Source organism: Bradyrhizobium sp., assembly GCF_030646015.1.
Lineage (GTDB): Bacteria > Pseudomonadota > Alphaproteobacteria > Rhizobiales > Xanthobacteraceae > Bradyrhizobium.
In genome coordinates this window covers 18,853-30,599 of the sequence record NZ_JAUSLT010000037.1, presented here as the reverse complement: position 1 = coordinate 30,599, position 11,747 = coordinate 18,853, and the positions used below count along the sequence as shown (strand labels likewise).

At 64.0% G+C, this 11,747-nt stretch carries 10 protein-coding genes; 3 read left to right on the top strand and 7 right to left on the bottom strand.

The window, feature by feature from the left end:
- Positions 1 to 11 precede the first annotated feature (11 nt).
- On the bottom strand, positions 12 to 833 hold the full coding sequence (locus Q7T45_RS05410) for an acyl-CoA thioesterase II (protein ID WP_304868506.1): 822 nt from the start codon (positions 831 to 833) through the stop codon (positions 12 to 14).
- Between the two features lie 189 nt (positions 834 to 1,022).
- A complete protein-coding gene (locus tag Q7T45_RS05405; protein ID WP_304868504.1) occupies positions 1,023 to 3,566 on the bottom strand; it encodes a glycogen/starch/alpha-glucan phosphorylase in 2,544 nt (847 codons plus the stop codon).
- Positions 3,567 to 3,771: 205 nt separating this feature from the next.
- Between Q7T45_RS05405 and Q7T45_RS05400 the strand changes: the two genes are divergently transcribed.
- On the top strand, positions 3,772 to 4,002 hold the full coding sequence (locus Q7T45_RS05400; protein ID WP_304868502.1) for a hypothetical protein: 231 nt from the start codon (positions 3,772 to 3,774) through the stop codon (positions 4,000 to 4,002).
- A gap of 119 nt (positions 4,003 to 4,121) precedes the next feature.
- On the opposite strand, the gene Q7T45_RS05395 is transcribed toward Q7T45_RS05400, so the two are convergent.
- A complete protein-coding gene (locus Q7T45_RS05395) occupies positions 4,122 to 4,265 on the bottom strand; it encodes a hypothetical protein (protein ID WP_304868500.1) in 144 nt (47 codons plus the stop codon).
- A 215-nt stretch (positions 4,266 to 4,480) separates the two neighbouring features.
- On the opposite strand from Q7T45_RS05395, the gene Q7T45_RS05390 reads away from it, so the two are divergent.
- Complete coding sequence (locus Q7T45_RS05390) at positions 4,481 to 4,912, top strand: hypothetical protein (protein WP_304743266.1); 432 nt, start codon at positions 4,481 to 4,483, stop codon at positions 4,910 to 4,912.
- A 136-nt stretch (positions 4,913 to 5,048) separates the two neighbouring features.
- On the opposite strand, the gene Q7T45_RS05385 is transcribed toward Q7T45_RS05390, so the two are convergent.
- Together Q7T45_RS05385 and pyrE are read right to left on the bottom strand one after the other, a co-directional pair.
- On the bottom strand, positions 5,049 to 5,813 hold the full coding sequence (locus Q7T45_RS05385; protein ID WP_304868497.1) for a DUF2865 domain-containing protein: 765 nt from the start codon (positions 5,811 to 5,813) through the stop codon (positions 5,049 to 5,051).
- A 298-nt stretch (positions 5,814 to 6,111) separates the two neighbouring features.
- Complete coding sequence (pyrE, locus tag Q7T45_RS05380) at positions 6,112 to 6,675, bottom strand: orotate phosphoribosyltransferase (protein ID WP_304868495.1); 564 nt, start codon at positions 6,673 to 6,675, stop codon at positions 6,112 to 6,114.
- A 285-nt stretch (positions 6,676 to 6,960) separates the two neighbouring features.
- On the opposite strand from pyrE, the gene Q7T45_RS05375 reads away from it, so the two are divergent.
- Positions 6,961 to 7,587, top strand: a complete 627-nt coding sequence (locus Q7T45_RS05375; RefSeq protein ID WP_304868493.1) for a glutathione S-transferase family protein — start codon at positions 6,961 to 6,963, stop codon at positions 7,585 to 7,587.
- A gap of 172 nt (positions 7,588 to 7,759) precedes the next feature.
- Here the strand turns inward: Q7T45_RS05375 and Q7T45_RS05370 are convergent, their stop codons facing one another.
- Positions 7,760 to 8,395 (bottom strand): LysE family translocator, encoded by a 636-nt coding sequence (locus tag Q7T45_RS05370; RefSeq protein ID WP_304868491.1) that lies wholly within the window; start codon positions 8,393 to 8,395, stop codon positions 7,760 to 7,762.
- Between the two features lie 260 nt (positions 8,396 to 8,655).
- Positions 8,656 to 11,715, bottom strand: a complete 3,060-nt coding sequence (gene polA, locus Q7T45_RS05365) for a DNA polymerase I (protein ID WP_304868489.1) — start codon at positions 11,713 to 11,715, stop codon at positions 8,656 to 8,658.
- Between the last annotated feature and the right edge of the window lie 32 nt (positions 11,716 to 11,747).

Here is an 11,747-nt window from a genome sequence, read left to right as displayed (position 1 = left end):
TACAAAATTTCCTACGCCTTGAAATACGCGATCTGGGTCGTGGTCGCGAGCAGGCGGCCGTTCGGCGACCATAATTCGCCGTTCTGGTCGCCGTAACTCTTGTTGAAGATCCTGGCGTCGGCGACCGCGAGCACGCGGCTGGTATCTTCGGCGGCGAGATCATCGGCGTCGACGTGGAAATAGGTCGTCAGCGACACCGTGCCGAACGGCACGAACTCGCGCCTGACATGAAAGATGCGGGCGAAGAATGCATCCGACATCGACATCAGCGACAGCATGTCGATCGTCCGGGGAACGCGGTCACCGATCCATACCTTGGAATAAGCGCTGGCCGGCTCGGCCTGTGGCGTCGCTCCGGCCAGATCCGGATTGCCTTCGATGAAACGAAAATCATACTGATTGGCCCACGATGCCTTGATCTTGGGATAGGGCCTGATCTGTTCGAATGGTATGGCCTGCGGAAAGGGTGCCGGCTGGTGCGACCACGACGGGCGGCGTTCGGCGAACACGGCGGTCGCCAGCGTCGCCACCTCGCCGCCTTCTTGCGTCAGCTCGACGCACCAATGTTGCGACGACCGGTTGGCCTTGACCAGGCGAAGGTCGAGATCGAAGGCGCCGGCCGCGATCGGCGCGCAGTAATTGACGGTGAGGGCGAGCGGCGTGCCGGCGCGCTCCGGATGATCGATCAGCGCCCGCAGGATGGTGGCGGCGGTGGCGCCGCCGAACGGGCCGACAAAGGCCCAGTAATCGTCGCTGGTGCGGCCCTGCCAGCGGCTGTCGCCGGCGGTCACCCTTGTGGCGTCGTCGAAGAGGTGCGGGGCTTTGGTCAGCATGGGAGTCCTCGGAAACGCAAGCGGTCTACCGCCCGTCATTGCGAGCGCAGCGAAGCAATCCATCTTTCCTGCTGTTGATTCATGGATTGCTTCGCTGCGCTCGCAATGACGCTGATAGATCAACGCAGTATCACGGCTGTCCGGCTCAATTCAATGACGCCGGAGGTAATGGATTTCCGCTCGCCTAAATTAGCGCGCTCCGCCGCGTTGCACCCCCGGCTCCAGCACCCCCGGCTCCAGCACCGCCGGATGCGGCGCCGGCCGCACCGGTACGTCCCAGATTTCCCCGGCATATTCCCGGATGGTGCGGTCGGACGAGAACCACGGCATCCGCGCCACGTTGAGGATGGAAGCCCTGGTCCAGGCCGGCACCACCTGCCAGCGCGCGTCGATGCCGCGCTGGGCCTCGTGATAGGAGCCGAAATCGGCGCTGACCATGTAGTGGTCGAGATGGCGCAGCGCGTGCGCGATCGATTCGAACCGGTCGGGATCGCCAGGCGAGAATTCGCCGCACCCGATTGCGCTGATGGCGCGGGAGAGATGCGGCGAGCCCCGGATCACGTCGCTGGCATCCAGCCCCTGCTTGCGCCGCACCACCACGTCCATCGCCTCCATGCCGAAGATCGCGATGTTTTCCGCGCCGACGTGATCGCGGATCTCGATATTGGCACCGTCGAGCGTGCCGATGGTGAGCGCGCCGTTGAGCGCCAGCTTCATGTTGCCGGTGCCGGAGGCTTCCATGCCCGCGGTCGAAATCTGCTCGGACAGGTCGGCGGCGGGGATGATGATTTCGGCGAGGCTGACATTGTAATCGGCCAGGAACACGATCTTCAGCCGTCCGCCGATCGCGGGGTCGTTGTTGACGACGTCGGCGACGTCGTTGATCAGCTTGATGATCAGCTTGGCGTAGCGATAGCTCGCCGCGGCCTTGCCGGCGAAGATTTTTACCCGCGGCACCCAGTCGCGCTGCGGGTCGTCCTTGATGGCGTGATACAGCGCCACCGCTTCGAGGATGTTGAGCAGCTGCCGCTTGTATTCGTGCATGCGCTTGATCTGGACGTCGAACAGCGCGTGGGGATCGACATGGACATTGAGGCGTTCGCCGATCAGCCGCGCCAGCGCCATCTTGTTGTGCAGCTTGGCGGCGCGGAATTTCTGCTGGAACGCGGCGTCGCTGGCGCGGGCTTCGAGCAGCGCGAGTTGCGTCGGGTCGTCGAGCACGGCCTCGCCGCAGGCCTCGCGCAACAGATCGGTCAATTTCGGATTGGCCAGCATCAGCCAGCGGCGGAAGGTGATGCCGTTGGTCTTGTTGGTGATGCGCGCCGGATAGAGATGGTTGAGATCGTGGAACACGGTCTCCTTCATCAGGTCCGAATGCATCGCCGAGACGCCGTTGATGCGGTGCGAGCCGACAAATGCCAGCTGTCCCATCCGCACCCGGCGGCCGGAGCGCTCGTCGATCAGCGAGACCGAGGCCTTGAAATCGTCATCGCCGGGACAGCGCGCTTCGGCCAGCGCCAGATGGCTGACATTGATGCGGTAGATGATTTCGAGATGGCGCGGCAACAGCCGCTCGAACAGTTCGACCGGCCAGGTCTCGAGCGCTTCCGGCAACAGCGTGTGGTTGGTGTAGGACAGCGTCGCCACCGTGATCTTCCACGCCTCGTCCCAGCGGAAATTGTGCAGGTCGACCAGAATCCGCATCAGTTCGGCGACGGCGAGGCTCGGATGGGTGTCGTTGAGCTGCACCGCGGCCTTCGACGCCAGACCGCGCAACTGCCCGTCGGAGGCGAGATGGCGCTTGACCAGATCCTGCAGCGAGGCCGAGACGAAGAAATATTCCTGGCGCAGCCGCAGTTCGCGGCCCGCCGGGCTCTCGTCGTTCGGATAGAGGAACTTGCAGATCGACTCGGCGCGCGCCTCCTCGGCGCTGGCGCCGAGATAGTCGCCGGTGTTGAAGACGTCGAGATTGAGTGGGTCGGCCGAACGCGCCGACCACAGCCGCAGCGCGTTGACGTGCTGGCCGCGCCACCCCACGATCGGGGTGTCGTAGGCCACGGCCTTCACGGTTTCCGCCGGATGCCAGATCGTGCGGTCGCGGCCCTTGGCCTCGACATGCTCGACGCCGCCGCCGAAATGGATGTGATAGACCACTTCCGGCCGCTGGAATTCCCAGGGGTTGCCGAAGCCGAGCCATTCGTCCGGGTATTCCTGCTGCCAGCCGTCGGTGATGATCTGGCGGAACAGGCCGAAATCATAGCGGATCCCGTAGCCGATGGCGGGGATCGCCAGTGTCGCCATGCTCTCCATGAAGCACGCCGCCAGTCGGCCGAGGCCGCCATTGCCGAGTGCCGCGTCCGGCTCGCATTTGCGCAAGTCGGAAAGCCCGACGCCGAGATCGTTGAGCGCGGTCTCGAATATCGGCAACAGCCCCATATTGTTCAGGGCGTCGGTGAACAGCCGGCCGATCAGAAATTCCAGGCTGAGGTAATAGACCCGCTTGCGCCCCTCGTCGTAGCTCTGTTTTTCCGTGATCAGCCAAGGGTGTACGATGCGGTCGCGCAGCGCCAGTGCCGCCGCCTTGTACCAGTCGCGCCGGGTTGCCATGCCGGCGTCCTTGCCGACCGCCAGCCTGAGCTTGACCAGGATCGCGCTCTTGATCTCGGCCAGCGCCAGCTCGTCGATGGGCTGGCCGGGCGCCGGAAAATTCCCTGGGAAAGTCTGATTTGGCAAATCGCAAATCCCTGAAGCTCTAATCCCCGTCGAATCATACGCGCCTTGCCCTTGGATCGAAACCGCCGGGGGCCTTGTTGTGCACTGCGCTGGTATGATTTTATGCAAGGACCGGGCCGAATTGCGGCCTCCGCGTGAGCCCGCTTTGGTGTATCGTCAGGCACGGAAAGACGGGATACCGCGATCGCCGAGGGAGAACTGCGCCATGAAATTGATGATCGAAATCTCCGCCGCGGCGCTTTTGGTGGTCTGCATCAGCGCCACCAGCGCGGCCTTCGCCGCCGGCAAGGCCGGCAAGAGCGCCGACGGCCTCGGCTGCTCCTTCAGCGTCGCGAAAAATGCCTCGCCCGCGGCCCGCTGTGCCGCGATCAAGCGGCAGTGCGGCGGAAAATTCTACGCCAATTATTGCGGCGACAAGTTGCTGTCGGCGATGTGAGTGGGATTTCGTAGGGTGGGCAAAGGCGCGCTCTTCGCGCCGTGCCCACCAGCCGGTGGCTCAGCAGACAAGAAAGCAAGATGGTGGGCACGCTTCGCTTTGCCCACCCTACGGCTCTTTCAACGGCGCCCGATCTGCATGGATATCGATGCAAGGCCCGTGATCGCGTCCTGCGAATCCTTGAGATATTTGCCTTTGAAGAAGGCCGCATCGATCACCGCAAGAATGGCCGTCATGATCGCAAAAGCTACTATGCCTCGCATGCCGCTTTCCTGGTTCGGTTGAGAGCCGTCTCCCGCCGGACGCGCGCGGAGTATCGCCGGCATTTGTAAATTGTTTAGCGGCGTTGCGATGTCCTGATTGAGTCTTCTTGTCCTGGAACAAATTAAGAACACTTTAGCAAGTCTTTGATATATCATAGTGATTCGGAACGCTGCCGATACAATATCTAGGGCCTATTCAGGATTTTGAGGACTACATGTCCACCATCGCCTTCGATCAATTCGCGCTCACCCGCATCGCCGACTTCGCCCGCTCGCTGTCGCGGCTACACCAGGCCTCGCGCCGCCAGATCGTCGATGACGACCAGATCGACCGCGAATTCAACGCGGTCTGCATGTCAGTGTGGGGCTACACCACGGACGATTTCAGCGACGACCTGTTTTCCGGCGAGGACCACGCCTTTCTCGATCGGCTCGACGAAGCGCATGCGCGCATCTTCGCCGCCGAGCAGGGCTACGACCTGGTCGACGACCAGGGCATGCTGACGGACTGGTGGGGCTATTGCTGGATGATCCTGGCCGAAAAGCGCGGCCTGCTGACGCCGGAAAACCGCGCCGCCGCGCGCGCCGACATCGAGGAGAAATACCTGTCGGCGCCGAACGTGATCGGCGTCATCGTCGGGCGGTGAGCCCAAACTCGGTCCTCATCCTGAGGAGCCGCGCTCTTCGCGCGGCGTCTCGAAGGATGGCGGCATCCGGGCTCTCATGGTTCGAGACGCGCGCGAAGGGGCGCGCTCCTCACCATGAGGGATTTGGGGTTGTCGCCTAATTTACTTCCGCGCGCTTGTCTTTCGTCGAAGCCGCTTTTGGCACCGCCGTTACCGGCCCAACGGCATCGCGGGCGGTCTCCGGCAGCGGCGCGTTGGCGGCGACTATTTCGGCGCTCACCGGCGCCACCTTCATCTCGCCGAGCCGGGCGCGGACATCGGCGGTGAGGCCCGGATAGGACGCAACCGGGGTGAATTCGGCGGTCTGGCTGGCGCCGAGCTTGACGCCGGTATAGGCCACCAGCCCCGAGGTGGTGGCGATCACGTCGCCCGAGCGCAGCGACGAATCGAGCGTCAGATCGACCGGCGCGAGACCGGCGGGATCGCGGCCGTTGCAGGTGCAGTCGGCGCGCAGCGCCTTGCGATAGGCGAAGGCGTTCTCAGAGTCGGCATAGCGCTCGCCGGTGGTCGAGGACGCGCCGTCAATGCTGCTGCCGTAGAAGACTTTCGTCACGCTGGCCGGGCAGAACGCCTGGCACATCTGGACTGGCGAGGCATTGCTGCGCATCAGCGGAAAATATTTACCGTCGCAGCTGCGTACACAAAATGCCGGTCCGGAGCCCGACGCCATCTGGCGCGGCTGCGGCGCGGGTTGCGGATTGAGGCCGAACGGGTCGGCAAAGAAATTGGCCTGCGGCGCGGTCTGGCGCTGCTGCTGCTTCGGAGCGCCGCTGAACAGGAAATCGAACAGGCCTTCGGCGGATGCGGCGCGCGGCGTCACGGCAATCGTGCCGGCGAGCACGGCGGCGGCGACAACCATCATGCGGCGCCGCATGCGCTGATCAGTCAACTCTTTACGCAACGCACACTCCACCCGCCGCCACGAACCGGCCGCGGCGATCGGCGCCCCGGCACGAATTCACATTAGGGCGGAGATGGTAAACGAGCGGTGACCGGGGAACTGGTGGCGGAAAAGAAATGCGGTTTGCTGCACCTCGCCCCGCTTGCGGGGAGAGATCGGCGCGAAGCGCCGGGTGAGGGGGAGTCTAAGCGCAAATTATGCTTCGGCGTCCGCGGAGAGAGCCCCTCACCCCGCAAGCGGGGCGAGGGAGCAGCAAACCTCACCCCTTCAGAAACTCGCCGGCCTTGTAGAGCGAGCGGAACGCGATGCCGGCCTGCGCAAACGTTTCGGCGGCGCCTTCCTCGCGGTCGACCATGGTGAACACCAGCGCGATCTCGGCGCCGGCATCGCGCACCGCCTCGACCGCCTTCAGCGCCGAGCCGCCTGTGGTGGTGACGTCCTCGACAATCACGACGCGCTTGCCTTGCAGGCTCTCGCCCTTGGCCAGGCCCTCGACCGCGAGCCGGGCACCGTGTTCCTTCGGCTTCTTGCGCACGAAGAACGCCGCGATCGGGTGGCCCTTGATCCAGGACAGTTGCGCGATGGCGCCGGCCAGCGGCACCGCGCCCATTTCCAGCCCGCCGACATAATCGAGGTTGTCGTCCCTCAGCGCCTCGAAGGTCAGTTCCGCCAGCAGCGTGGCGCCTTCGGGATCCAGCATGGTCGGCTTGAGGTTGAAGTAGAAATCGCTCTTGCGGCCCGAGGCCAGCGTGATTTCGCCGCGCCCGAACGAGCGCTTGCGGATGATCTCGGCGAGGCGGGCGCGGGAGGCTGATTTGGACAATTTGAGTTCTCGAAAAGGGCTGGGGGCGTGCGCAATCTATCGGCGGACGCCCCCACATTCCAGAGCCGGGGTTGCCCCGTCAACAGCGCATAGTGTCACGATCCGAACCGGCCGCAACGGCGGTTGTAACAACGACAGGTTCCGGGGTACTGGATCGCCCGCTTATAGCGTTTTCGAGCGAAGTGGGTACCGGTTCGCGTCCAGAAAACGCGTCAAAACAACAGACTAGAGCCCGGTTCTGATTCCATCAGAACCGAAAAGGCTCTCGCGGGGGAAACCAAAAAAATGACCATCGAACTCTACACCTGGAACACGCCGAACGGCCGCAAGATCTCGGTCGCGCTGGAGGAGATGGGGCTGCCTTACAAGGTTTTCCCCGTCAACATCAGCAAGGGCGAGCAGATGGCGCCGGATTTCCTCGCCATCAGCCCGAACAATAAGATCCCCGCCATCGTCGATCCCGACGGCCCCGGCGGCAAGCGCGTCAGCGTGTTCGAATCCGGCGCCATCCTGCTCTATCTCGGCGAGAAGACCGGCAAATTCCTGCCCGTTCCCCTGATCGAGCGTATTCCGGTCTATGAATGGCTGATGTGGCAGATGGGCGGCTTCGGGCCGATGCCGGGCCAGGTGCATCACTTCATCGCGCTGGAGAACGAGACGGAGCGCGCCTACGGCCTGAAGCGCTACACGGCAGAGACGGTAAGGCTCTACGGCGTGCTGGATCGACGCCTCGCGGCCCATGAGTTCGTGGCGGGTCCGCTGTCGGTCGCCGATTTTGCCATTCTCGGTTGGGCATGGCGACATCCGCGCCACAAGGTTGAGCTCAAGGACTTCCCTCATGTCGAGCGCTGGTACAATACGCTGATGGCGCGTCCGGCGACCAAGCGCGGCATGGAAGCCAAGCTGGATTAGTCTGCCGCGAAGCGCCTCCTTCCCCTCTCCCCTTGTGGGAGAGGGTGGACGCGATGCGAAGCATCGCGGACGGGTGAGGGGTTCTCTCAACGGATACTTTGCTTGGGGATAGAAACCCCTCATCCGGCGCTTCGCGCCACCTTCTCCCACAAGGGGAGAAGGAAGAAGGCCCTCACGCCCGCTTCGTCTCCAGCGCCATCTTCACCGCGAGTCCGGCCAGCACGGTGCCCATCAGCCAGCGCTGCAGCAACAGCCAGCTCGGTCTTGCGCCGAGGAACAGCGCGATCGAGCCGGCGGCCAGCGCAATCAGGGCGTTGACGCTGACGCTGATCGCGATCTGGGTAAAGCCGAGCGCCAGCGACTGCGTCAGCACGCTGCCCTCTGCCGGATCGATGAACTGCGGCAGCAGCGCCAGGTACAGCATGGCGACCTTCGGATTGAGCAGGTTGGTGAACAGGCCCATCGCAAACAATTTGCGCGGCCCGTCGACCGCGAGCTTCTTCAGCTGGAACGGCGAACGTCCGTTCGGCTTCAGCGCCTGCCACGCCAGCCATAGCAGGTACGCCGCGCCCGCCAGCCGCAGCGCGTCGTAGGCATAGGGCACCGCGAACAGCAGCGCCGTAATACCGAACGCCGCGCACAGCATGTAGAACACAAAGCCCAGCGCGACGCCGCCGAGCGAGATCAGGCCGGCGACATGGCCTTGCGTGATCGAGCGCGAGATCAAGTAGATCATGTTCGGCCCCGGCGTCAGCACCATCCCGAGCGAGACCAGGGCGAAACCGATCAGGGAGGAAAGGTGGGGCATGACGGGACTCGCGGGCAGGAGATGCCGCGTTGTTAGCGCGCGTCAGGCCGCAATGTCATTTTGAAAATTGCACCGAGAGCAATTCGGCGAATGCGACGAGGTCATAGCCAACCACCGTCATTGCGAGCGCAGCGAAGCAATCCATCTATCCAAGCAAGGAAAGAATGGTTTGCTTCGTCGCAAGAGCTCCTCGCAATGACGCTGCAAAGGCCCTCGCCACACCGCCGGCCGTCAATCGCACGGCCGGGCGACAGCAACCCTCAATGCGCCTCGTCCCAGTTGTTCGCCGCCCTGGCGTCGACATGCAGTGGCACCGACAGCAGCACCGCCGGGAATGGCGCGTCCTGCATGACATGCTGCACCACAGGAATGGTCGCGGCGACCTCGTCGTCGGGCACTTCGAAGATCAGTTCGTCGTGCACCTGCAGCAGCATCTGCGCCGAGAGTTTCTTCTCGGCGAGCGCCTCTTCCATTCGCGTCATGGCGCGGCGGATGATGTCGGCGGCGGTGCCCTGCAGCCGCGCGTTGATGGCGGCGCGCTCGTTGAAGGAGCGGATCGAGGCGTTGGAGGCCTTGATGTCGGGGTAATGGCACTTCCGCCCGAACAGGGTTTCGACGTAGCCATTGGCGCGGCAGAAATCCCGCGTCGAATCCATGTAGGCGCGGATGCCCGGAAAACGCTCAAAGTATTTCTTGATATAGGCGGAGGCTTCCTCGCGGGCGATGCCGAGCTGGTTGGCCAGCCCGAACGCCGAGATACCGTAGATGATGCCGAAATTGATCGCCTTGGCCCGGCGGCGGACTTCGCTCGGCATGTCCTTGATCGGCACGCCGAACATTTCCGACGCCGTCATGGCGTGAATGTCGAGGCCGTCCTTGAACGCCTGTTTCAGCACGGGAATGTCGGCGATTTCCGCCAGCAGCCGCAATTCGATCTGCGAATAGTCCGCCGACACCAGCTTGTACCCGGGGGCGGCAATGAAGGCGCGGCGGATTTTTCTGCCGTCCTCGGTACGCACCGGGATGTTTTGCAGGTTAGGCTCGTTCGACGACAACCGCCCCGTGGTGGTCGCCGCCAGCGCGTAAGTGGTGTGGACGCGGTGGGTCTGGGGATGCACGTAGGTCGGCAGCGCATCGGTATAGGTCGATTTCAGTTTTGAGACTTGCCGCCATTCGAGAATCTTCTTCGGCAAATCGTGGCCCTGCTCGGCGAGTTCGTCGAGCACTTGCGCCGTGGTCGACCATGCCCCGGTCTTGGTTTTGGTGCCGCCGGGAAGGCCCATCTTGCCGAACAGGATGTCGCCGATCTGCTTCGGGCTGCCGACATTGACCGGTTCGCCGGCGATCTCCTGGATCTCGGATTCAACGCGCGCGGCGGTCTGGGCGAAATCGGCCGACAGTTTTGACAGCACCTGGCGGTCGATCGAGATGCCGCGCCGCTCCATCCGCGCCAGCACCGAAATCAGCGGCCGCTCCAGCGTCTCATACACCGTGGTCATGCGCTCGGCGGCCAGGCGCGGCTTCAGCACGCTCCACAGCCGCAGGATCACGTCGGCACTTTCGGCCGAGTATTCGGTGGCCTTGTCGATCGCGACCTGATCGAAAGTCAGTTTCGCCTTGCCGCTGCCGGTCAGCTCGCCATGGCTGATGACGGCCTGGCCGAGTCGGCTTTCGGCCAGCGCGTCGAGCGCGTGCGAATTGCGGCCGGCGTCGAGCGCGTAGGACATCAGCTGCGCGTCGTCGTGATTGCGCAGGGTAATGCCATGCTGCGCCAGCATCACGGCGTTGAACTTGATGTTGAAGCCGATCTTGAGAATGCCTGCGGATTCCAGCAGCGGCCGCAGCGCCTCGATGGCGTCGGCGGCCCTGATCTGGTCGGGCGCCAGCCCCGCCGCGAACAGGCCGGAGCCGTCGCCGGACTGCTTGTGGGCGAGCGGGATGTAGCAGGCGTCGTTCGGCGCCAGCGCCAGCGCGATGCCGCACATCTCGGCCTGCATCGGATCGATCGAGGTCGCCTTGGCTTCGATGGCGAAATGGCCGGCATCGCGCGCCCGCGCGATCCAGCCGTTGAGCTCGGCGAGCGAGCGGACGGTCAGGTACTTGCCGCGGTCGATCGGTGTCTTCCGCGCCGCCTCGGCGCGCGCGGTTGCGAGCGCCTGGGGCGTGAGGATGACGTTGGATGGTTCGGACTTGCCCGGACTTTTGGGGACGCCGGGCGCGCTGGCTTTGCCGCTGGCGGGGGCAGACAAGGCGGGTGCGTCCTGATGTCCGAACAGGTCGCCGCCGGCCGCGCGCGGCGGGGGCGACGAGCCGGCCGACTTGCCGCTGGCGCCGCTGCTGTTCTTGTCATCGGCTTCCACATCCGACGGGTCGATCTGCGAATATTCGGCGACGCGGCGGGTCAGGGTGGAAAATTCCATCGCCTTCAGGAACGCGATCAGCTTGCGCGCGTCGGGCTCGTGCACCGCGAGTTCGTCGAGCGGTACGTCGAGCTTGACCTTGTCGTCGAGCAGCACCAGCTGGCGCGAGATCCGCGCTTTCTCGGCATTCTCGATCAGTGACTCGCGCCGCTTCGGCTGCTTGATCTCGCCGACGCGTGCCAGCAGCGTTTCCAGATCGCCATATTCGGCGATCAGCTGGGCGGCGGTCTTGATGCCGATGCCGGGGACACCCGGCACGTTGTCGGTGGAATCGCCGGCCAGCGCCTGTACCTCGACCACCTTTTCCGGCGGCACGCCGAACTTCTCGATCACTTCGGCAACACCGATGCGGCGGTCCTTCATGGTGTCGTACATCGTCACCTTGTCGTCGACGAGCTGCATCAGGTCCTTGTCGGACGAGACGATCGTTGTAGTGGCGCCGCGCTCGCTGGCTTCGCGGGCGTAGGTCGCGATCAGGTCGTCGGCCTCGAAGCCGCCCTGTTCGAGGCAGGGCAGGTCGAAGGCGCGCACCGCCTCGCGGATAAAGGCAAATTGCGGGATCAGATCGTCCGGCGCCGGCGGCCGATGCGCCTTGTAGTCGGGATAGAGCTTGTTGCGGAAGGTGACTTCCGACTTGTCGAAGACAATGGCGAGATGGGTCGGCCGGTTGTCCGGCGGCATGTCGCGCAGCAGCTTCCACAACATGTTGCAGAAGCCGAGCACGGCATTGACCTGCAGGCCGTCCGATTTGCGGTTCAGCGGTGGCAGCGCGTGGTAAGCGCGGAAAATATAGCCGGAACCGTCGACCAGAAAGACGTGGTCGCCCTTGGCCAGGGCCTTTACGGCAGAGGCTTTGGCGGCAACGGGTTTGGCGGCGGCTTTTGGGGCTGTTTTCGGCATCGCCGCAACTTAGGGATTTTTGCGCGAATTAA

Excerpts from the sequence above, each read along its gene's own strand:
- Q7T45_RS05410 (WP_304868506.1), bottom strand. The coding sequence starts at position 833 with ATGCTGACCAAAGCCCCGCACCTCTTCGACGACGCCACAAGGGTGACC.
- Q7T45_RS05400 (WP_304868502.1), top strand. The coding sequence starts at position 3,772 with ATGAAATTGATGATCGAAATCTCCGCCGCGGCGCTTTTGGTGGTCTGC.
- Q7T45_RS05395 (WP_304868500.1), bottom strand. The coding sequence starts at position 4,265 with ATGCGAGGCATAGTAGCTTTTGCGATCATGACGGCCATTCTTGCGGTG.
- Q7T45_RS05390 (WP_304743266.1), top strand. The coding sequence starts at position 4,481 with ATGTCCACCATCGCCTTCGATCAATTCGCGCTCACCCGCATCGCCGAC.
- Q7T45_RS05385 (WP_304868497.1), bottom strand. The coding sequence starts at position 5,813 with ATGATGGTTGTCGCCGCCGCCGTGCTCGCCGGCACGATTGCCGTGACG.
- Q7T45_RS05375 (WP_304868493.1), top strand. The coding sequence starts at position 6,961 with ATGACCATCGAACTCTACACCTGGAACACGCCGAACGGCCGCAAGATC.
- Q7T45_RS05370 (WP_304868491.1), bottom strand. The coding sequence starts at position 8,395 with ATGCCCCACCTTTCCTCCCTGATCGGTTTCGCCCTGGTCTCGCTCGGG.
- polA (WP_304868489.1), bottom strand. The coding sequence starts at position 11,715 with ATGCCGAAAACAGCCCCAAAAGCCGCCGCCAAACCCGTTGCCGCCAAA.